Origin of the sequence: Micromonospora terminaliae (genome assembly GCF_009671205.1) — a bacterium.
GTDB lineage: Bacteria > Actinomycetota > Actinomycetes > Mycobacteriales > Micromonosporaceae > Micromonospora > Micromonospora terminaliae.
In genome coordinates this window covers 3,991,596-4,012,097 of the sequence record NZ_CP045309.1, presented here as the reverse complement: position 1 = coordinate 4,012,097, position 20,502 = coordinate 3,991,596, and the positions used below count along the sequence as shown (strand labels likewise).

Genomic DNA, 20,502 nt, shown 5'->3' with positions numbered 1-20,502 from the left:
GGGATGCCCGTTCCCACGGGTCCCCGTCAGGCCGAGCGGCCGGTGGGCGGGGCCGGGCGGCCCGTGAGGAACGCCGTGGTGTGCGCGAAGATCAGTTCCGCGTCGTGGTCCAGGGTCGCGACGTGCCCGCTCCGGGCGAGCGGAACCTCCACGAGATCCGCCGAGCGCACCCCCTGCCGGATCACCTCCACCGACCGCAGGCCGGCCGGCCCGTCGGCCAGCGAACGGAACACCCGGATCGGCTGCGTGACCGCCGGAAGCCGGGGCCGCACGTCGGCCCAGAGCCGGGTCATCTGCTGCACGGCGGCGAGGGGGATGCGGCGGTAACCCGCGTACCGCGCCGACGGGTCGCGTACCTGCGGCCGCTCGTTGGCGATGCTCGGCACCACGTGCCGGAGCACCGGCAGCAGCGGCAGCAGGGGATTCCGCATCGTGATCGACGGGTTGACCAGGACGACGTGACTGACGGCCGGATGCGTGGCCGCCAGCCGGAGCGCCAACGCTCCGCCCATGGACAGGCCGACGACGGCCACCGGGCCGGCCCCGGCCACGTCGTCGACGGCGGCACGCGCGTCGTCGCACCAGTCCCGCCAGCTCACCGCCCGCAGATCCGACCACCGGGTGTCGTGGCCCCGGAGCACCGGCACGGCCACCCGGCGCACGTGCGGCGCCAGTGCCCGGGCGAAGGGGTGCATGCTCGACGGGGAACCGGCGAACCCGTGCAGCAGCACGGCCCCGCCGGCCACCCGCGCCGTCACGCCCATCCCGGCGCGAGCCCGGCCGTGGCCCCCGCCCGAGCCTGCACCTCGGCCACCTCGTGCAGGATCCGCCGCTCGCTCCCGTACGGGCCGCCGAGCATCGCGCCGACGGGCAGCCCGTCCACCACGCTGACCGGCACGCTGACCGCCGGCATCCCGGCGATGTTGTACATCGGTGTGAACGGCATGAACCGCGTCATGGCCCGGAAGTTCTCCTCCTCGTCGCGGACGAGGCGGAACGCCCCGCGGGGCTGCGGCGGGAGGCCGAGCGTCGGTGTGACGAGCAGGTCCACCGTGCCGAAGACCATGTCCTCCAGCATCCGGGCCACGCCGCGGAACAGGGTCAGGCACTCGTGCAGGCGTGCGCCGCTCACCCCCCGCCCCTGCTCCCGCAGCCAGCGGGTGAACGGGGTGAGGTTGTCCTCGTCGTCGACCTCGAAGGAGGTGGCGACCACGGACCACACGTCCCGGAAGGCCGCGGCCACCGCCACGTCCTGGCCCAGGTCCACCCGCACCAGCTCGTGCCCGGACTCCTGAAGGTCCACGGCCAGCTTCTCCGCGGCGGCCGCGCACTCCTCCGCCACCGCCAGGCCGGGCACCATCGGGTCGGTGCTCAACCCGATCCGGAGCCGCCGCCCCGGGTCGCGCCACGAGCGGGCGGTGGTCAGGTCGCCGGCCATGGCGCCGGCGACCACGTCCAGCAGGGCGGACGCGTCGAGCGCGTCCCGGGCCAGCACCCCCGGCACGGACAGGCCCGTGGGCGCCGGGTCCGAGGGCCCGTTGCTCACGGCGCCGTTGCTGGGACGCACCCCCACGAGCCCGCAGCAGGAGGCCGGGATGCGCACCGACCCGCCCGCGTCGGTGCCGAGAGCCAGCGGCGCGAGGCCCGCGCTGACCGCCGCGGCCGAACCGCCGCTGGAGCCGCCGGGTGAGAACGCGGCCCGCCACGGGTTCGCCGTGTCGCCGCCCACGAGATTCTCCGTGTAGCAGGGCAGGGCGAACTCGGGCAGGTGCGTCTTGCCCAGGATGGGCAGGTGCGCCCGCCGCACCCGGGCCACCACGTTGTCGTCGCCCACCGCCTCCTCGTCCCGCTCCACGGAGCCCCACCCGGTGAGCACGTCCTCGACGTCGAGGTTGTCCTTGAGCGCGATCGGCACCCCGTGCAGCGCGCCGACGTTGTCCGGGCCCACGGCCCAGAGCACCGCGTCGGCCTCCTCGGCCTGGCGGAGCGCGAGGTCACCGGTCACCGTCACGAAGGCGCCCAGCGCCGGGTCCAGCCGCCGGATCCGGTCCAGGTGGTGCCCGGTCACCTCGACCGAGGTCACCGACCCGTCCCGGATCAACCGGGCGCACTCGATCGCGGACAGCTCGTGCAGCGCGGTCACGAGACGACCTCGCCGGAGTCCGCCTGGCGGCCACCGCGCCGGGTGGCCGACAGCCGCGCCATCAGCCGGCGCTGCCAGGACTCGTCATGGCGGCCGGTGAGCCCTTCCTCGATGGCCTCGAGATAACGGGCGAGGTCCTCCGGCACCAGGCTGGCGAACGGCACCGCCGGCACCGGCACCAGGTAGCTCGACCACATCAGCGACGTCTGCGGCAGCCGGGGCCTCGTGTCGGGGATGACCAGCGGATCGAACCCGATGAGCCGCAGGTGACGCAGGGCGCCGTTCTCGCGGCTGTCGCCGACGAGCAGCGGTCGGCCCATCGCCAGCACCGACCGGCCCAGCGCGAGGATCAGGTGCCAGGGCACCCGGTCCCGCAGCTGGCCGGCGGGCACGTCCGCGGCCCGCACGAACCGCTTGATCTCGAAGACCTGCTGCGTGGTCAGCCCCCGCTCGGCGAACGGAGCGAGCAGGTCCACGTCGTGCGCGGCCTCGACCGGGAAGCGGCTCCGGGCCGGGTCGTCCAGCCGCCGCGGCAGCACGTCCCGCGAGCCGAGCAGGCCGACGTAGCCGAGGATCCGGCCGTCGGCGTCCAGGCAGACGGTGTGGACGACCGTGGAGTCCGGTGGCTCCGCCAGCAACGCGGTCTCCCGCGCGGTGCGCGAACTCATCATCGACAGGTCGATGAACTCGGCCAGCCGGAACCCGAACACGGCCCGCAGGTGGCGTTCCTCCACGGCGTCGGAGCTGAACGCGACCGTGGTGAGCCCGTCGCCCAGCTGCTCGACCCGGCTGAGCGCGGCCGAGCCCACCGTCGCGGGGAGATCCGGGTAGCGCAGGGAGCGGTGCAGGGCGACCAGCGCCCGCGCGTACGTGTGGTCGAGCGGCCCGTCCCGGTGCTGGTCGCCGGGGACCGCCGTGAGCTTAGAAGTCGTCATCGTCGTCGTCCCGGTAGAGGCAGTCGGTGATCGCCAGGGCCAGCGCCTCGGGCGTGCCCTCGAAGATCCGCGTGCCGAACGAGTCGCGGAGGACCTTCTCCAACCCGTAGGACCGCATGTAGCCACGGGAGCCCATGAGCGCGACGGCCGTGCTCGCCGTCTCGACGGCCACCCGGTCGGCGAAGAGCTTCGCCATCGCCGGCTCCCGCTCGGGAGCCGGCAGCTGCGTGTCGACCTTGACGGCGGCCCGCTGGTAGAGCAGCCGCGCCGCGTCCACGTCGACGGCCATGTCGGCCAGGCGGCGCGCGGTCATCTGGTGTTCGCGCAGCAGCTTGCCGCCCTGCACCCGCTCGCCGGCCCAGTGGACCGCCATCTCCAGGGCGTGCCGGGCGATGCCGGTGGAGATCGCCGCGACCGAGGACCGGGCCATGTTGCCCTGCGCCACGTTGATGGCGGCGCCCTGGCCCTCGCCGCCGACCACGTCGCGCGCCGGCACGTGGACGTCGTCGAACCACAGCTCGCTGCCCAGGCAGTTGCGGTAGCCCATCTTGTCCAGCACGTCGCCCCGGCGTACCCCGGGTGCGTCGAGCGGCACGATGACGCAGGTCAGGCCGGTGGCACCGGGGTGACCCTCCAGGTTCGCATAGACGGCCGCGAAGGTCGCCACGGCGCCGTTGGTGATGAACCGCTTGTGCCCGTCGAGCCGGTAGCCGTCCCCGTCGCGGCGCAGCGTCGTACGCATCCGCGCGTCCGGGAAGTGCTGCGGGATGACCAGGTCGCTGCCCGCCTCCTCCTCGGCGACCGCGTTGCAGGCCAGGATCGCCCGGGGCCCGGAGAAGTCGGACAGGTAGCGCTTCTGCAGGCCGGGATCGCCGGTGAGCAGGACGGGGGTCTGACCGAGCATGGTGGCCCCGAAGGCCAGGGCGATGCCCGGGTCGGCGGCGGCCAGCTCCTCCATGGCCATGGCCAGGCCGAGCACCCCGACCCCCAGCCCGCCCAGCTCGCGGGGGAGCAGCGCGCGCGTCAGCCCGATGTCGTGCCCGGCCTGGATGACCTCCCAGTCGAACTCCTCGGCGGCCTGCTGGTCGAGTCGCACGGCGCGCGGCGCGAGGACGTCCTGGGCGAACTCGCGGACCTCGTCCACGAACCGCTGGACCGACCGGGGGATCTGGTCGAAGTTCAGGTCGGTCTCGGCGGGCTCCGCCCGCACGGTGGTCGCCGTCACTTCGCGGCCCCGTCCACCAGGCCCTGCGCCGCGACGAGCTGCGGGTAGCGGTCGAAGGCGGGCTGCAGGATCGGCACCAGTTCGAGGACCTTGGCCACCTTGCCCTTGATGCGCACCTTGCCGAGGGCGACGGCCGCAGGCATCAGCAGGGTGCCCGACCACAGCCGGTGGGCGGTGTCGCAGCTCATTTTGATGATCACGGAGGCGTCCTCCGGAGCGTCGTCGCCGAAACGGACCTGGTCCGGCGTGACGTGGATGACGCAGTCCGGCTTGGTGTGCACCAGGCGGAGGGTCAGGTCGGCGTCCCGCAGCCGCTCGGTGAACTCCTCGTCGGCGGCGAGAATCGTGAACAGCTCGCCGAAGACCGCGTAGGCGGTGGACGAGTCTGGGTAGACGGACATGGCGATTCCTCCCCTAGAATCGATGAACTTCGATAAATTCGCCCCGCGGAGGGGCGCTGGATGGACGGGCCGGGCGGATCAGCGGCGGCGACGGGCTCCGCGGGTCATGGCGAGCAGCAGACCGGCCACCTCGACCGGTTGGCGGAGCCGGTCCCACAGCCGCTCGCCGGACGGCATGGCGAGACGGTGGACGTCGACCGTCGCCGACGAGGGCACGGGCCGCCCGGTCACCAGGCGGACCGTGAGCGTCGCCGCCAGGACGCCGAACATGTCGGCCGCCTGCACCAACTGCGGGAAGGTGAACTCGTCCCGGTGCAGGCCGCGCCGGATCAGGCCGACCAGGTCCCGGGGCACCTTGCGAGCCGGCACCAGCCGGGCGAGCAGCTCCCACAGCGGCATCTCGTCGAGCTGCCGCCGGGTCACCGCACCCCCGAAGAGCCGCTGCTCCCGCCGGTAGTCGTAGACCCGGACATACTGCGTGCCCGACATGTCCCACCCGGTCATCAACGGCAGGCCGCGGGCCCGGGCCCGCTCGTGCAGCAGTCCCTTCGCCGCGAGCCCCGAGCGGGTGGTGACGTCGACGCCGTCGATGACCACGTCGACGCCGGCGAGGAGCGCGTCCAGCGTCTCCTCGGTGACCCCGTCCGTGGCCACGTCGACCGCCACGTGCGGGTTGATCGCCCGGGCGCGGTCGGCCGCCACGGCGGCCTTGTTGCGGCCCAGGTCGTCGACCGTGGCGTTCTGCCGGTTGAGGTTCGTCAGCTCGTAGGTGCCCAGGTCGGCCAGCGCCAGGGACCGGAAGCCGAGCCGGACGAGCGGCTCCACCGCGGCGCCGCCGATCGACCCGCAGCCGGCCACGAGGATCCGGGCGGCGGAGATCCGGGCCTGGTCCGCGGCGTCCACGACGCCCCGGTTGCGGTCGACGAAGATGCGCTGGAACTCCTCGGGCGGCAGGGCCCGCGCCGCCTGCGGCGAGCAGACGTCCTGGTCGACCACAGCCCCGGTCATCGGGTCTCCCCGGTCAGCGCGGAGTCCAGCGGCAGGTCCGGCGATGCGGGCCGGGGCGTGAGCCGCGCGGGAACCCAGACGAGCACGAGCAGCGCACCGACGAGCAGCACGGCGATGCCCACCCCGAGGGTCACGTGCATCGCCCCCACGAACGCATCCCGCGCGCGGTCCGCCAGCGCCAGCGTCTCCGGGCCGGCCGCACCGCCCGCCGGGGAGCCGCCCCCGAGGGCGAACAGCGTGGCACCGAGGGAATCCCCGGCCCGCTCGCGCTGCCCCGCCGGCAGCACGTCGAGGACCTCGGCGGCCCGGTCGCGGTAGGTCATCGACAGCACCGAGCCCATCACGGCGACACCGAGCGCCGCACCGACCTGCCGGACCGTGTTGTTGACCGCGCCGCCGACGCCCGCCTTCTGGGTGGGCACCGCGGACATCGCCAGCGTGGTCGTGGCACCCATGACGAAGCCCATGCCGAGGCCGGCCACCAGGAGACTCGCCTCGAGTCGCCACAGCGGCGACGTCGTGGTGGCGAGGAGCAGGCCGCCGAAGGACACCGCCAGCAGCACCAGGCCCCCGCTCACGGTGAGCCGGAAACCGTAGCGCCGCACCATCCCCGCGCTCGTCACGGCGGACAGCACGCTGCCCACCGCGACCGGCAACAGGATCAGGCCCAGCTCCAGCGGAGTGTGGCCGAGAACCAGCTGCACGTAGAAGACCAGCAGGAACGTGCCGCCGGTGAGGGCGAAGAAGGCGAGCGACACGGCCGTGGTGCCGCCCGCGAACGGCGCGCTGCGGAACAGGCTCACGTCGAGCACCGGGTGCGCGGTGCGCCGTTCCACCAGGATCAGCACGACGGTCAGCACGAGACCGAGCGCCACCATCCCGGCGGAGGCCGGCGCGAACCAGTCGTTGTCCTCGCCGGCCCGGATCACCCCGTAGACGATCGCCGCGATCGCGGCGGTGGACAGCAGCAGGCCCGGCAGATCGAGGTGGAACCGGGCGGTGGACCGGGATTCCCGGGCCACGACGAACAGCAGCGCCAGACAGGCGACCGCCACCGGCACGTTGATCAGGAAGACCGAGCCCCACCAGAACCGCTCCAGCAGCGCACCGCCGAGGATCGGGCCGAACGCCACGGACAGCCCGCCGAGCGCCGCCCAGATCCCCATGGCCTTGCCGTGCTCGTCCTCCGGCACCGCGTGTTTGATGATGGCCAGGGTGGCCGGAGGCACGACCGCGCCGCCGACGCCCATCACGGCACGCCAGAGGATCAGCGCGTCCGGGCTGTCGGCGAAGGCCGAGAACGCCGAGGCCAGGGCGAAAACGGCAAGTCCGACCGCGAGGGTACGCCGCCGCCCCCACCGGTCCGCGATCACGCCGGCCGTGAACATCAGCGAGGCGTAGACCAGGATGTAGGAGTCGACCGCCCACTGGAGCTGGGAGTTGTCGGCCCGCAGGTCCCGTTGGATGGCCTGCAACGCCACGTTGAGGATGGTGTTGTCCATCATCACCATGAGGAAGCAGGCGCCGACGACCACGAGCAGCAGGCCCTGACGTTCCGATCTCGTCGTCATTGTGAATGTTCCTTGTCTAGTCGTTGCTGTAGGCGGGGCGCCGGTCGGCACGCGACTGGTCGATCCTGGACTTGAAGATCCGCCGGTGCACGTGCGAACGCGGCAGCCGATCGGCGGTCGACCGGCGAAGGTCGGGCACGGCGAAGGAGCGGCGCAACCACCGGTCCCGGCCGTCGTGCCGGGCGGCGAAGCCGGTGCGACCGTGCACCGCCTTGTCGTTGTCGACGATGAGCAGGTCCCCGGCCTCGAGGACGTGACCGACCAGATTGGTCAGCATCGCCCGGCGCAGGCTGGCCAACGCCCGCCGGCCCTCCGGGTCCTCGGTGGTCATCGCGTGGAAGTCGACGCACAGCTCCGGATCGGAGGGCGAGCCGCTGAGCACCGGGACGGGCCCGGCGTAGACGTCTTCCCGGTCCCCGACGAACGAGCTGGCCAGCCGGATCCGGTAGATCGGCTGGGTGAGCACCTCGCGGGTCCCGCCGTCCAGCCCGGCGAGCGCCCGGCGAATGCCGCTGGCCAGCGTGAGCGCCACCCGCTCGTGGTCCGGCCGGAGGGCGAGCAGGCTGATGAAACGTGGCCGCTGCGGGTGGAACCCGTCCTCCGTGTGCAGCTCGAGGAAGCAGCTCCCCGTGTTCTCCTGCCGCTTCTCGGCGCCGAGCACGGGCGCCACGTCCTGGATGATGCGGCCCGCCTTCTCGTCGGCGTACGAGATCACGTCGCCGAGGATGTTCATCACCGCGAGCTGGGTCATCGTCGCGACCTCGAGCCGTTGCCAATCACCGTCGTAGTTGCCCTGCTCGGGAGTGGGTGGCAGCACGTCGTCGATCGGCACGTTGCGCAGCAGCAGCACCCCGTCGGGGTTGCTGCGGTAGCGGAACTGGGTGAGCGCGCGCACCAGCGCTTCCGGGCCCTCCCGCAGCATCCGCAGCTTGCAGTCGACCATCAGGTCGTCGTCGTCCAGGTGCAGACCCGAGGGCCGGTCCGCGTGCCGGGCGGCGATCCCCCGCGCCACCGCCCGCAGGCACTCGCGGTCGTCGTCGGCCAGCACGAAAGCCGCGCGCTGCGCCTGCCCGACGGGCCACGAGCGACCCTCGTCGTCCGTCACCATGGCGACCTCATCCATCGACACAGGTCCTCCCCCGTCTCAGTCAACTGATCACGCTCAGGATCCTGATCGCGAATCACACTACATCAATTGCTCGGGACGGACGGGGAAAAGCAATGTCAGGTCGTCGACATCTCGGCGGTGAATGATTGAACGAAGCGCACATACGCGGTGGAGCGACGCGTGGCGCGATATTGCCGGCTCGTGTCGGGGCCGCCGATAAAACTGACGAGTCAAATTTCCCGGCCGACGTGACAGCCGGCCGCGCCTCGCCCGGCGGCGGGGGAGCGGGCGCAGATCGGCAGGCAGGAGGCCCGGTCGGGCTCCGGGCGGGCGGCGCAGCCCGGCAAGGTGCGCCTGTTCCGCCTAGCGGAATTCGTCAACGAGGTTGCGTAAATGTGACAGGCCGACGCGCTGGATCAGCTCCCTTTCGCGTCGGCGGTGGACCAACGGACAAACTTATGAATCTGCTTTTTTCGCGACTTCCGGACCGGTTGGAGTGACGCGCCTAACATTTCCGCACGACTCTGCCGGACGGCTGATTCGCCGACGGACGTCACCCACCGGACGGGGCGCCCGCGGACTTCCGGGGGTCGTCGAGCACCCGCCGGGCCCGCTCCAGCAGGTGCCGCAGCGCGGCCAGCTCGTCCGCGGTGAACTCCTCCTCGTAGCGGGCGTCGACCTCACGGGCGGCGAGATCGGCCCGGTTCAGCAGGATGGCGCCCCGACGGGTCAGGGTCAGCGCCATGACCCGCGGGTGGATCGCCGCGGGAGTCCGCTGCGCCAGCCCGCGCTGCTCCAGGGCGGCGGTCACCACGCTCATCGACTGGGGCGTGACCCGGCACAGGCGGGCGAGCTGGGCGCTCGACGACCCGGGATTGCAGCGCAGCATCAGCATGGCGGTGTACTGGGTGACGGTGAGGTCGAATGGCGCCAGGCAGTCCGCCTTCCGGGCGACCATCACCGACGCCGCGTGCTGGAGCAGGGTGCTGACCCGCCCGTTGATCTCCTGCTGCCGCGCCACGTCGGCCCTGCTGGTCGTGCCCACTGACGGTCCCTCCCCGCGACTGTCCGTCCGGCCGGTGCCCACGGACGGCCGACCCCACGGCCACTGTCGCACGGCGGAGGGGCACCCGACACTCGACACAGGCGCCCTGAGCAGCGGGTCGGCCCGACGGTGGCCGGTGGGTCACCGCCGGTCGGGGACCAGCGCGTCAGAGGCGGACCGGCATGAGGATGGAGAAGACGTCCTCGTCGTCGGGGCGGCGCACGGCCAGCGGGCCGATCGGTCCGTCCAGCTCCAGTACGAGCTGGCCCCGGCCGCCGGCGTCCAGGGCGTCGAGCAGATACTCCCGGTTCACCCCCACCCGCAGGCCGTCCGGGGCGTCGGGCCCGAGCACGCACAGCCCGCCCCGGTCGTCCACGCCGAGCACGACCACCTCGTGGTCGACGCCCGCGTACTCGCGGAGCAGCACCGGAGCGGCGTCGGCGGTGAGCGCCCGCCGCAGCGCCGGCACGTCCACCGGGATCCGGTGGGTGGGCACCTCGCCGACCTGCCCGTGCAGCAGGCGCCGGTAGTCCGGGAAGTCGTACGGGAGGGCGGCGGCGGTCACCGGCCGCCCGGCCACCGCGGCCGCCACCCGGTCGGGGCCGACCGTGAGGTGTGCGTCCGGGGTGATCCCGGCGCCGGTGTCGAGCAGGGCGCGCAGCTCGTCGACGGCGTCCACCGGCAGGAGCGCGCGGACGGGCGGGCCGTCGACCTTCCCGCCGACCCGGGCCACGGCCAGCCGGTGCCGGTCGGTGGCGACCAGCCGGACGCCGTCCGGCTCGACCTCCACCAGCACGCCGGAGAGCACCGGAAGCTCCGGGTCGCTGCCGACGGCGAACCGGACGGAGTCCACGGCGGCGGCCAGGTCGGTGCGGGACAGCACGAGTCGGGTCGGGGTCACGGGGGTCTCCTCCGGATCGATCAGGGTACGGATCCGGGAGAGCTCACGGCGGGCGTCGGCGAGGCCGTCCTCCAGGCGGCGCAGGTGCGCGTCCAGCAACCGGTGCACCACGGCCGGCCGGTGCCGGTGCCGCAGCGCCTCGGCGATCCCGGCCAGCGGCATGCCGACCCGGCGCAGCCCGGCGACGAGGCGGGCCGGGGCCACCTGGTCGTCGGCGTACCAGCGGTAGCCGGTCGCCGGGTCCACCAGCGCCGGCACCAGCACGCCGGACCGGTCGTAGAACCGCAGCGCGCTCACCGTCAGTCCGCTGGCCCGGGCCAGTTCGCCGATGCTGCGCAGTTCGCTCTCCACGACGCCGGATCCTGGGCCCTCGACCCGGTCGAGGGTCAAGCCAGCACCCGGAACGTGATCCCGGCCCGGACCAGACGGTCGAGCAGGGCGTCGCCCATGGCGGTCACCGGCGTCACCTGCCCGGCGGTCGGGGGCAGGTCGTCGAGGGCCAGGCAGAGCGCGGACTCGGCGAGCATCTTGGCGGTCTCGTCGTAGCCGGGATCGCCGCCGGCCACCTCGGTGCGGACAGTCCGACCACCGCCGGTGCCGACGAACCGTACCCGGAACCACGACTTCGCCCGCTGCTCCGCGCTCGGCCCCTGACCGGAGGAGAGCCGGCCGAGCAGCCAGCGCCGGGTCGGCGGCAGCTTCACGAGCCCGACCACCCCGGCCAGGCCCACCCCGGCGGCCAGCACGGTGGGCAGCCGCTTCACCGCCGCGAAGTGGCGGTAGCGGAAGTCCGGGCCGTACTCCGGGCGGGCCGCCGCCGACCGGCGGACCACCTGCGGGTCGATGGTGGGCAGCGGCACCGCCCACTGCCCGAACTCCCGGACCCGGCCGACCCGGCCGGGCACCGCCCGGACCCGGCGGCCCTCCGGGCGCGGCTCGACCGCCTTGCGCGCCTTCGCCGCCCGGCTCATCTCCCCGGTACGGGAGAACGCGGTCAGCGCCGAGTGGTACGTCCCCGCGGAGAACCGCCCGCCCGCCCGGACGTAACCGTCCACGGTGACCGGCCCGTCGGTGGGCAGGTGCTTGACGGTGTACCAGGCGCCCAGATCGTGCGGGATCGAGTCGAAGCCGCACGCGTGCACGAGCCGCGCACCGGTGCGCACCGCCTCGGCGTGGTGCCGCACGTACATGAGGTCGACGAACTCCGGCTCGCCGGTGATGTCGAGGTAGTCGGTGCCGGCGGCGGCGCAGGCGGCGACCAGCGGCTCGCCGTGGTGGACGTACGGGCCGACGGTGCTGGCCACCACCCGGGCGCTCTCCGCCACGGCCCGCAGCGACGCCGGGTCGGTCACGTCGGCGGTGAGCAGCGGCACCTCGGCCAGGCCCGGCTCGATGGCGGCCAGCCGGTCGCGCACCCCGGCCAGCTTGCCCGGGTTGCGACCGGCGAGCGCCCAGCGCAGCCCGTCGGGGGCGTGCCGGGCCAGGTACTCGGCGGTGAGGCCGCCGGTGAACCCGGTGGCGCCGAAGAGGACGAGATCGTACGGGCGGTCGTCGCGCATCCGCCGAGTGTGCCATCCGGAGCCGCCCGGATCACGGGGCGCGGAGGGCCGGCTCAGCCCGGCCCGTCGAGCCGGGAGCGGTCCGCCCGCAGCACCTCACCGGTCTCCACGAGCTGCTTCGTCTCCCGCAGCACCTGGCGCAGGAACCGGCCCGGATCGTCGCCGACCAGGTGGGCGGCCAGTCCCGGCAGCGCCGCCCCGCCGTTGGGCAGGCGGGCCGCCAGCTCGGTGCCCCGCCCGCCGGGAGCCGGGCCCGCGCACAGCTCGACCCCGCCGCCGAGCCGGCGCAGCGGCTCCGGCCGGCGCCCGCGCGGAAGCACCTCCTCGGGCCGGCCGGCCACCGTCACGACCTGCCAGCGCCCGGGCCGCGGTTCGGGTGCGGCCGTGGCCGGCCGGTGCCGGTGCCGGCGTACGAGGGCGCCCGCCACCGCGACGGCGAGCCCCCCGCCGGCCAGGCGTCGCATCCGTCCCACCGGCCCCTCCCGTCCGTCCAGGGTCCCGGGCGGCCGGCTCCGACGGCCGGCCGCCCGCGTGCCTCCACGGTGCGACCGGATCGGGTGAGCGGGGTTCGCCCCGAAGGGGTGAACCGGCCCGGTCCGGGTAACCGCTGCCCGCACCGACCGGGGGAGGGGCCGCATGCCGGAGGAGGCTGACCGCGTCGAGGTCGGCGGGACACCGACCGAATTCACCGGAGCCACGGACGTCGCGGATCCACCGCCGGTCGTCCCGGGTGGCGCCGCCACGGCGGGGGCCGGTGGGGTGCCGGGCGGGGGCGGTTCGGCGGGCGGCCTTGGTGCGGCCGGCGCGCCGCTGCTGGCGTCCCGGCTCGCGCCGGCCGCGCTGCCCGAGCCGGTGCTCGTCCGGCCCCGGCTGCTGGACCGGCTCGACCAGGGCGCCGCCGGGCCGGTCACCCTGGTCCTCGCGCCGGCCGGCTGGGGCAAGACCACCCTGCTCGCCGGTTGGGCCCGGGCCGTACCGGCCGAGCCCCCGCCGGCCTGGGTGACCGTCGAGGAGGGCGACACCGGCGAGCGGCTCTGGGCCTACCTGGCGGCGGCGCTGCGGGAGGCCGCCGAGGGGGTCCCGGACGAGGGCCCCCGGCCGCCGGTGCCGGACGGCCCGCCCCGGCCGGACCAGCTGGAGGTGCTCGCCGCGGCCCTCGCGGCCCGGGAGCGCCCGGTGCTGCTCGTCCTGGATGACCTGCACCGGGTGACCGACCCGGCCGCGCTGACCGGGCTGGAGTTCCTCCTCCGGCACAGCGAGGGACGGCTGCGGCTCGTGGCGGCCACGCGGACCGACCCGCCGCTGGCCCTGCACCGGTGGCGGCTGGCCGGCGAGCTGACCGAGGTGGGTCCCGGCGAGCTGGCGTTCACCCCCGACGAGGTGGCCGACCTGCTGGTCGCGCACGGCGTGCCGCTGCCGGCCGCGGCGGTGCCCCGCCTGGCCGATCGGACCGGGGGCTGGCCGGCCGGCCTGCGCTTCGCCGCGCTGGCGCTGCGCGCCCAGGCCGACCCGGCCCGCGCGGTCGACGGGTTCACCGGCGACCGGCCGGACGTCGCCCGCTACCTCCGCGACGAGGTGCTCGCGCCGCTGGACCCGGCCGCCCGGGACGTGCTGCGGCGCAGCGCGGTGGCCTCCGCGGTCTGCGCCGACCTGGCCGACGCGGTGACCGGGCGGCCTGACGCCGGCCAGGTGCTGGCCGACCTGGCCCGGGAGGGCGGCTTCGTGCAGCAGGACGGGGGCAGCCCGCCCTGGTACCGGTGCCACCCTCTGCTGGCCGACCTGCTCCGCGACGAGTTGGACCGGCTCCCCGCCGACGAGCTGCGCGACCTGCACCGGCGCGCCGCCGGCTGGTACGCGGGCCACGACCGGCCGGCCGAGGCGCTGCGGCACGCGCTGTCCGGAGGCGAGTGGGACGCGGCCACCGAGCTGCTGATCGCCCGCTGGCCCGACCTGGCGCCGTACGAGCGGGACCGGTCCGCCGCCCCGGCCCCGCCCGAGCCGCCGGTCGAGGCGGTGCGCCGCGATCCCGAGCTGGCGCTGGCCGGCGCGGCCGAGCGGGCGTACGCGGGCGACGTCGAGGCGGCCGGGGATCGGCTGCGGGCGGCCGTCGAACACGCCCGGGACCTGCCCGCCCCGCGGCGGGACCGGTTCCGGCGGCTGGCCACGGCGCTGGAGCTGACCCTGGCCCGGCTCGCCGGGGACCACGACGAGGTACGCCGGACGGCCGGGCGGTTGCTGGCCACGGCCGCCCCGGCCGGCCCCGGGGACGATCCGCGGGCCGGCGTGGCGGAGGAGGCCGACGTACGGGCCGTCGCCGGCACCGCGCTGGGGCTGGTGGCGCTGGCGGAGGGCCGGCTGCCCGAGGCGGCCGGGCACTTCTCCGGCGCGCTGGCGGCTGCCCGGCGGGCGGGCCGGCCGCGTACCGGGCTGGTCTGCGCCAGCCGGTCGGCGTTGCTGGACGCGGCGCACGGCGCGCTGCGGTCGGCCGAACGCGCCGCCCGGGAGGCGCTGGCCATGCCGCCCTGCGAGGGCTGGTCCTCGCGGCTCGACTGCGGGTACGCGTACCTCGCACTGGCCCTGGTGGCCTGGGACCGCGACGAGCCGGCGGAGGCCGCGGCCAACCTGACCCTGGCCGGTCCGGCGACCACGGAGCCGGGCGGGGCGGCGCTGGCCGCGCTCTGCCGGGCCGGCCTGCTGGCGGCCGGGGGTGAACCGGCCGCGGCGCTGCGCGCCCTCGCGGCGGCCCGGGAGAGCGCGCCCGGCCCCGAGCTGCGGGCCCGGCTGGTCGCCGACGAGGCCCAGGTGCGCGCCGCCGTCGGGGACCTGGACGGCGCCCGTGCCCTGCTCACCGAGGCGGGAACCGGCCCGACGGGCGCGACGGCGGCCGGCCCGGCGGGCCCGGCGACAGGACCGGCGGCCGACGCCCGGCCGGTCGACGGGGACGGAACGCGTGACGGTGGGCAGGCGGCTCTCGACGTGGCCCTGGCGCGGGTACGGCTGGCGGCCGGCGACCCGCGCGCCGCCGGCCGGGGGCTGCCGGACTGGACCGGCCCGGACGCCGATGCCTGGCCGCTGCCCGTGCGGCTCGCCGCCGGGCTGCTCGACGCGGTCCTCACCGGCGCCGCGGGCGACGAGCGCCGGGCCGGGCGGGTCCTGGAGCAGGTGCTCGACCTGGCCGAGCCCGAGGGTTACCGGCGGGTCTTCACCCGCGCCGAACCGGCCGTCCGCGACCTGCTGGCCGCGCACCTCGACGCCGGCACGGCGCACTGGGCGACCGTGAGCGACCTGGTCCGCGGGGCGGACGAACGGCGGGCCGACGAGTCGCCGGAGCGGCCGGCCCGCCCGGAGCGGACCCTGGACGAGCCGCTCACCGAGCGGGAGCTGACGATCCTGCGCTACCTGCAGAGCATCCTGTCCAACGTGGAGATCGCGGGCGAGCTGTCCCTGTCGGTCAACACCGTGAAGACGCACGTGCGCAACATCTACCGGAAGCTCGACGCGACCCGCCGGCGGGAGGCCGTCCGGCGGGCGCGCGAACTACGGCTGATCTGACCGGGTCAGGCGTTCCCGGCGCCGTCCACGGCGGCCAGCAGGTCGGCCACGTCGTAGCCGCCGTCGTGCCGTACGTCGTTGACGAAGAGCGTGGGTGTGGCGTCGACCCCGCTGCGGATGCCGCCGACGAAGTCCTGCCGGACCCGGTCGGCGTGGGCGTGCCGCCCCACCTCCGCGCCGACCTCGTCGGGCGGCAGCCCCAGCTGCTCCACCCCGAGCGACAGGTGCACCGGGTCGAGCTGGTCCTGATGCTCGTAGAGCCAGTCGTGCATTTCCCAGAACCGGCCCCGCCGGCCGGCGGCCTCGGCCGTCTCCGCGGCGCTCTCGGCGTACGGGTGGACGTTGGCGATGGGGAAGTGCCGGTAGACCAGCCGGACCGTGTCGGCGCGCTGGCGCAGCACCTCGGCCAGGTTGGTGTACGCGGCCCCGCAGAACCGGCACTGGAAGTCGCCGTACTCCACGAGGGTGACCGGCGCGTCGGCCGGCCCGCGGGCGTGGTCCGTCCCGGTCACCGGCAGCCGCAGCCGGGCGGTGGTGACCTGCAGTGGCGTGGTCATCGGGCCATCACCCGCCGATCCGGCGTGGCGTTCGGATCAGTCATGGTTCCCAGCCTCGCGCGCGCCGGGGTGAGCCGGGATCACCCGGCCCGGGTGGTCCGCGTCAGCGGCCCACGGTCACGTGGTTCTGCACCTCCCGGATGCCGGGTGCGCTCCACACCACCCGCTCGATCTCCGCGCGCTCGCCGGACGAGTGGACCAACCCCTCCAGCACCACGGTGTCGCCGTGCACGCGGACGCTGATCCCCTCCGCTTCGGTGGCGGCGTTGCGGGCCAGGGCGTCCACGATCCGCTCGGCCAGGTCGCGCCCGTCCGGGCCGGTGCTCGGCCGTACGGTGATGCCGTTGCTCACCCCGCGTACGCCGGTGAGCCGGGCCACGGAGCGCTCGGCGGCGCGGCGCTGGTACTCCCACTCGACCTCGCCGTGCAGGGTGACCCAGCCGTCGGCCACGGTCACGTCGAGCGCCTCGATGGGCACGAAGGCGTCCCACTCCAGGGCCCGGCTGGCCGCGGTGGCGATCTCCGGGTCGCTCTTCTCGGCCGAGGTGGCGATCCGGACGGCCAGGTCGTTGGCGACCGCCCGCACCCGGGGCACCCGGTGCGCGGCCCGTTCGGCGGCCCACTTCTTGGCGTAGCTGTCCACCGATCCGGCCAGCGTCACCACCCCCTCGGTGACGGTCACCCCGATCTCGTTGGGGCGTACCCGGGGCTCCCAGGTCAGCTCGTCGAGGACGGCGGACTGGATCTCCTGGTCGGTACGGGTGGTCGTCGCGGTGGCCATGCTGGCTCCCTCCGGGGTCGGTTTCGCGGTTCGGCCGGGCTCCGCCACCGGCACGGAGTCCCGCAACTCCGATCCTGTGTGCGCGCCGGGTGACCCGCCCTCACCCGATCCGGGTGGACAGCCGCCCTCCTCGATCTTGGTCAGCACGCTCGGCCTCCCGAGACGCGACGAGAGGGGTACGCCGATGTGCTCGCCGGGCCGAGCGCGCCCCGGCCAGCGTCACCGCGTCCCGACGCGCGACGGCGGCGCCCCCGAGCCCGGGAGCGCCGCCGTCGGTGCGGGTGCGGTGCGGCCTCAGCCGTCGAGGCCGGCGGGGGAGTTGGGGCGGTCGACGTCGACGAACTCGATCTCGTCGACGTCCCGTTCGCGGCTGCCGGCGGCCCGGGCGGCGGTGCCGGCGGCCCAGCCGATCGCGGCGCCCGCGAGCGCCGCGGCGATCAGCAGCGTCCAGGGCAGCGCCGGCCGGCGGCCGGCGAGCGCGTCGAAGGCGAGGCTGGCGCGGCGGCGGGCCTCCTCGGCGGCGGAGCCGACCAGGTCGGTGGCGTCGTCGGCGAATCCGGAGGAGTTCCGGCGGGCCGACCGGGCGGCGTCCCGGACGCTGTCGCCGGCCGAGCCGACGGCGGTGAGCAGGTGCTGCCATGCCTGGTCGGCGACCCGCTCGGGCTTGCTGCGGCGGTCCAGCAGGGTGGATCCGAACATCGTGTTACCTCCTCGGGGTGCCGAAGCCCGGCGGCCGGTCCGGACTCCGGTGTCATCCGGCGGTTCGCTCACCCGGGCAGTGCCCCGGCCGGACACCGCGCAAACCATCGTGTCGGAGCGGGACGGGACGAACCACCCCAACGCGCCGGGGGGCGGGTGCCACCCGGGGGTGCGCCGGCCCGCTACCCTGGGTCGGCGGATCGGCCGGGGCCCGCCCCGGCCGATCGACCGGTTGCGCCCCGCACCGCGGGGAAAATGAGGAGCCCGAAGGTCCGGATTGGGATGCCCAGGTGTGCCCAGTACGCGAATTGCTCATCCCGAGGGGTGGCGACCGAGGCGGTCGGAGGAATACTCTCGGTCGCGGCCCGCGTACTGATGAGGCGCCCGTACGGGCGAGTGGAGGTGCTCGCGTGAGCCTGTCGATCGTGAAGTCGGTGCTGCCGGGTGGTGTCGTCCAGATCGCTCCGCGAGGGGAGATCGACGTCGACACCGCGTACGAGGTGCGGGAAGCGATCGCCGAGGTGCTCGCCAAGGGCCGCCCCTCCCGGATTGAGCTGAACATGCGGCTCGTCAGCTTCATCGACTCCGTCGGCATCAGCGCCATGGTCGCCGGCTTCCAGACCTGCGAGGTCAGCGGCGTCAAGCTGGTGGTCACCGAGCCCAGCCGGTTCGTGCACCGGCAGCTCTGGGTGACCGGCCTGCTGGGCCTGTTCGGCGCGCCCGAGCCCTGGTTCGCCGACGCCGCTCCCGAGGTGCTTCCCGGCGCCTGAGCGCCCACCCCTCACCGCTCGCCGACCTGCCGCGCGGCCTGGGACTTTCGACCCGTTGCGAGCCTGGCTCCGGTACGGGACGATCGTGCCGACCCACGACGGTGAAGGGGTGCCGCTTGCTCAGCAGCGACAGCTTCAGCTACACCGTGCAGGCCCGGTGCACCCGGGCGCACGCGGTGGCCCTGCTCGGCGACCTGAGCCGGCAGGGCGAGCTGCATCCGCTGATCGTCCGGGTCCGCCAGCTGCCGCCCCGTCCGGGCGCGCTGGCGAGCTACGCGATCACCGACCGGCTCGCGCTCGGCCCGCTGCACTTCCCGGTCACCTACCAGGCGGACGTGCTCATCGCCAACGAGGACGAGGTCGTGACCGTGGCCCGGCAGCAGCCGGCCACCACGGTGCGTAACCACACCCGGCTGCGCGACGAGCCCGACGGGGTGGTGCGCATCGACGTGGAGATCACCCTGTCCGCGCCCGCGCCGCTGTTCGGCTACGCGTTCCGGCAGGCCCGGGCGGCCCACCTCGGCCTGGCCAGCCGGCTCGGCGCCACGCTGGAGGGCGGGGCGGCCTGACTCAGCCGCGCCGCCCCGCGACCACCGGTCGCCGGGCCGCCGGCCGGGCCGGCCGCAACCGGCCCCACGGCTTGTAGGTGGACAGCACCGTGACGACGAGCAGCAGCGTGCTGGAGACGGTGGGCGCGACCACGAGGTCGACGCGCTCGTGGGTGCCGGCCGCCCCGGCCAGCGCACCGAGGTGCCGGACCGTGGGGGTGAGCAGGAACAGCACGAGCACGACCACCACGGTGGTGACCGCGAACTTCACCAGCACCCAGCGCCAGCGCAGCAGCCCCCACGGGGTGAACAGCGCACTGGCGAGCCCGACCAGCCAGACGAGCACGCTCAGCGGGGCGAACAGCCAGGTGACCAGCAGCGCGGCCGCCGGATAGACCACCTCGGGGTCGGCCCCGCGCAACCCGGCCACGCCGAGGGCCAGCAGCACCAGGTCGGCGCCGAGCCACCCCAGCGAGGTGAGCAGGTGCAGGGTCAGCAGGGCCTTGCGCCCGGTGGGGGAGAGTCGAGTCATGCCCCCGATGGTCGGCCGGTGGGGGCGCCGCGTCGTGGGCCGCGCGGCGACACCCGGCGTACGTCGTGGGGCGTAGCCGGGTGCCGCCGGCGCGATCAGTACACCGACAGGTGCACGTGGTTGGTGTGGTCGCTGGACGGGTCCCCGTTGCCCCCGCTGTACGCCTTCCAGCCGCTGCTGGGCAGCCAGATCTGCTTGAACCAGATCACGTAGAGCACGGCGAGCGCGTCGGCGTTGCGGATGAAGTAGGCGGCCAGGTTGTTGCCGTACGTCTTGTCGCCGCCGCTGGCCACCCCGCCGAAGCCGTCCTTCTGCGCGGCGAAGTCGCAGGCCCGCCCCTTCGGGTGCTCGCCCGAGCCGCTGGGCCGGTGGCAGGAGACGTAGCGGGTGAAGCCGGCCGCCTGGGCCTGCTGGAGCGCGTGCAGCGTACGCGGGGTGATGCAGCCGTCGGCCGGAGTCGGGTCGTTGACGCTGCACGACTCGGGCGGCCAGGAGCCGTCGGCGTTGCGCTTGGCCGGCTCGGCGTTGGCCGACGAGGTGCCCTGCACGCTGCCGCCGCCGCTGCTGGACGCCCGGTCGTTCGCCACCTCCAGGGCGCGTTCGGCCTGCTGCTTGCGCTTGGCCATCGTGGCGACCTGCTTGCGCTGTTCCTGGATCTCGCCGGTGAGCGCCGTCTGCGTGCGGGTGGCCTCGTCCCGGGTCTCGATGAGGTCGCGGAGCACCCGGTCCTCGTGCGCGGCCACCTGTTCCAGCGCCGCGGCGCGGTCCATGAAGCCCTCCGGGCTGCTGCTGCCGAGCAGCGCCGCGGCGGTGCCGAGCCGCCCGGCCCGGTACGCCACCCCGGCGATCTCGCCGACCTTGGCGTCGCGGACGGTCAACTCGCCGTTGATCGTCTTGAGCTGCGTGGTGAGCTGCTGCTGCCGGGTCACCGAGCGGTTCAACGCGGCCCGCGCCTCGAGCCATCCCTTGCTGGCGGCGTCGAGCTGGGCGCGAAGCGCCGGGGTGCCGCCCTCGTCGTCGCCGGGTGCGGCGGCGAGCAGGCCGGTCGCCGGAGCCGCCGAGGCGGGGGAGACCGGCGCGGTCGCGACGCCGAGGGCGAGCGTCGCGACGAGCAGGGCCGCCAACCGGGCGACCGTCCGTCGTACAGGTGCCACTGGGGGCATTCAC

The 20,502-nt window shown here is 75.0% G+C and carries 20 protein-coding genes; 3 read left to right on the top strand and 17 right to left on the bottom strand.

Going from position 1 to position 20,502, the window contains the following annotated elements:
• Positions 1–26: 26 nt before the first annotated feature.
• The 12 genes from GCE86_RS18185 to GCE86_RS18130 form a co-directional block, all read right to left on the bottom strand.
• A complete protein-coding gene (locus GCE86_RS18185) occupies positions 27–758 on the bottom strand; it encodes an alpha/beta hydrolase (protein ID WP_163636836.1) in 732 nt (243 codons plus the stop codon).
• A complete protein-coding gene (locus GCE86_RS18180) occupies positions 755–2,143 on the bottom strand; it encodes an amidase (RefSeq protein WP_163636838.1) in 1,389 nt (462 codons plus the stop codon). Before GCE86_RS18180 ends, GCE86_RS18185 begins: the two co-directional genes overlap by 4 nt.
• Positions 2,140–3,078 (bottom strand): hypothetical protein, encoded by a 939-nt coding sequence (locus GCE86_RS18175; protein WP_154228071.1) that lies wholly within the window; start codon positions 3,076–3,078, stop codon positions 2,140–2,142. The genes GCE86_RS18180 and GCE86_RS18175 overlap by 4 nt, the downstream gene beginning before the upstream one ends.
• On the bottom strand, positions 3,065–4,303 hold the full coding sequence (locus GCE86_RS18170) for an acyl-CoA dehydrogenase family protein (protein ID WP_204342523.1): 1,239 nt from the start codon (positions 4,301–4,303) through the stop codon (positions 3,065–3,067). The genes GCE86_RS18175 and GCE86_RS18170 overlap by 14 nt, the downstream gene beginning before the upstream one ends.
• Entirely contained in the window at positions 4,300–4,704 is a 405-nt protein-coding gene (locus GCE86_RS18165; protein WP_154228070.1) for an SCP2 sterol-binding domain-containing protein, read from the bottom strand. The genes GCE86_RS18170 and GCE86_RS18165 overlap by 4 nt, the downstream gene beginning before the upstream one ends.
• Positions 4,705–4,782: 78 nt before the next feature.
• Entirely contained in the window at positions 4,783–5,712 is a 930-nt protein-coding gene (locus GCE86_RS18160) for a ThiF family adenylyltransferase (RefSeq protein WP_154228069.1), read from the bottom strand.
• The gene (locus GCE86_RS18155; RefSeq protein ID WP_154228068.1) at positions 5,709–7,283 is read right to left on the bottom strand and encodes an MFS transporter; all 1,575 of its coding nucleotides are present in this window, start codon (positions 7,281–7,283) and stop codon (positions 5,709–5,711) included. The genes GCE86_RS18160 and GCE86_RS18155 overlap by 4 nt, the downstream gene beginning before the upstream one ends.
• A 16-nt stretch (positions 7,284–7,299) precedes the next feature.
• Positions 7,300–8,406, bottom strand: a complete 1,107-nt coding sequence (locus tag GCE86_RS18150; RefSeq protein ID WP_239542910.1) for a TauD/TfdA family dioxygenase — start codon at positions 8,404–8,406, stop codon at positions 7,300–7,302.
• Positions 8,407–8,944: 538 nt separating this feature from the next.
• Positions 8,945–9,436 (bottom strand): MarR family winged helix-turn-helix transcriptional regulator, encoded by a 492-nt coding sequence (locus GCE86_RS18145; protein WP_154228066.1) that lies wholly within the window; start codon positions 9,434–9,436, stop codon positions 8,945–8,947.
• A gap of 166 nt (positions 9,437–9,602) precedes the next feature.
• Positions 9,603–10,676 (bottom strand): DNA polymerase III subunit beta family protein, encoded by a 1,074-nt coding sequence (locus tag GCE86_RS18140; RefSeq protein ID WP_154230569.1) that lies wholly within the window; start codon positions 10,674–10,676, stop codon positions 9,603–9,605.
• A gap of 47 nt (positions 10,677–10,723) precedes the next feature.
• Complete coding sequence (locus tag GCE86_RS18135; protein WP_154228065.1) at positions 10,724–11,896, bottom strand: saccharopine dehydrogenase family protein; 1,173 nt, start codon at positions 11,894–11,896, stop codon at positions 10,724–10,726.
• Positions 11,897–11,949: 53 nt separating this feature from the next.
• Positions 11,950–12,360: a hypothetical protein gene (locus tag GCE86_RS18130; protein ID WP_204342584.1), complete on the bottom strand. Its 411-nt coding sequence runs from the start codon at positions 12,358–12,360 to the stop codon at positions 11,950–11,952.
• 172 nt (positions 12,361–12,532) lie between these two features.
• Between GCE86_RS18130 and GCE86_RS18125 the strand changes: the two genes are divergently transcribed.
• A complete protein-coding gene (locus GCE86_RS18125; protein ID WP_154228064.1) occupies positions 12,533–15,448 on the top strand; it encodes a winged helix-turn-helix domain-containing protein in 2,916 nt (971 codons plus the stop codon).
• Positions 15,449–15,453: 5 nt separating this feature from the next.
• Here GCE86_RS18125 and GCE86_RS18120 read toward each other — a convergent pair whose 3' ends face one another.
• From GCE86_RS18120 to GCE86_RS18110, 3 genes are all read right to left on the bottom strand, one after another.
• Positions 15,454–16,005, bottom strand: a complete 552-nt coding sequence (locus GCE86_RS18120; protein ID WP_154228063.1) for a DsbA family protein — start codon at positions 16,003–16,005, stop codon at positions 15,454–15,456.
• Between the two features lie 103 nt (positions 16,006–16,108).
• Entirely contained in the window at positions 16,109–16,786 is a 678-nt protein-coding gene (locus tag GCE86_RS18115) for a BON domain-containing protein (protein WP_154228062.1), read from the bottom strand.
• 294 nt (positions 16,787–17,080) lie between these two features.
• Positions 17,081–17,485 (bottom strand): hypothetical protein, encoded by a 405-nt coding sequence (locus GCE86_RS18110; protein ID WP_154228061.1) that lies wholly within the window; start codon positions 17,483–17,485, stop codon positions 17,081–17,083.
• A gap of 410 nt (positions 17,486–17,895) precedes the next feature.
• Between GCE86_RS18110 and GCE86_RS18105 the strand changes: the two genes are divergently transcribed.
• The gene (locus GCE86_RS18105; protein ID WP_154228060.1) at positions 17,896–18,255 is read left to right on the top strand and encodes an STAS domain-containing protein; all 360 of its coding nucleotides are present in this window, start codon (positions 17,896–17,898) and stop codon (positions 18,253–18,255) included.
• Positions 18,256–18,371: 116 nt separating this feature from the next.
• Positions 18,372–18,824, top strand: coding sequence for an SRPBCC family protein (locus tag GCE86_RS18100; protein ID WP_154228059.1), 453 nt, complete (start codon positions 18,372–18,374; stop codon positions 18,822–18,824).
• Between the two features lies 1 nt (position 18,825).
• On the opposite strand, the gene GCE86_RS18095 is transcribed toward GCE86_RS18100, so the two are convergent.
• Together GCE86_RS18095 and GCE86_RS18090 are read right to left on the bottom strand one after the other, a co-directional pair.
• The gene (locus GCE86_RS18095) at positions 18,826–19,335 is read right to left on the bottom strand and encodes a hypothetical protein (RefSeq protein ID WP_154228058.1); all 510 of its coding nucleotides are present in this window, start codon (positions 19,333–19,335) and stop codon (positions 18,826–18,828) included.
• Between the two features lie 95 nt (positions 19,336–19,430).
• The gene (locus tag GCE86_RS18090) at positions 19,431–20,498 is read right to left on the bottom strand and encodes a coiled-coil domain-containing protein (RefSeq protein ID WP_154228057.1); all 1,068 of its coding nucleotides are present in this window, start codon (positions 20,496–20,498) and stop codon (positions 19,431–19,433) included.
• Between the last annotated feature and the right edge of the window lie 4 nt (positions 20,499–20,502).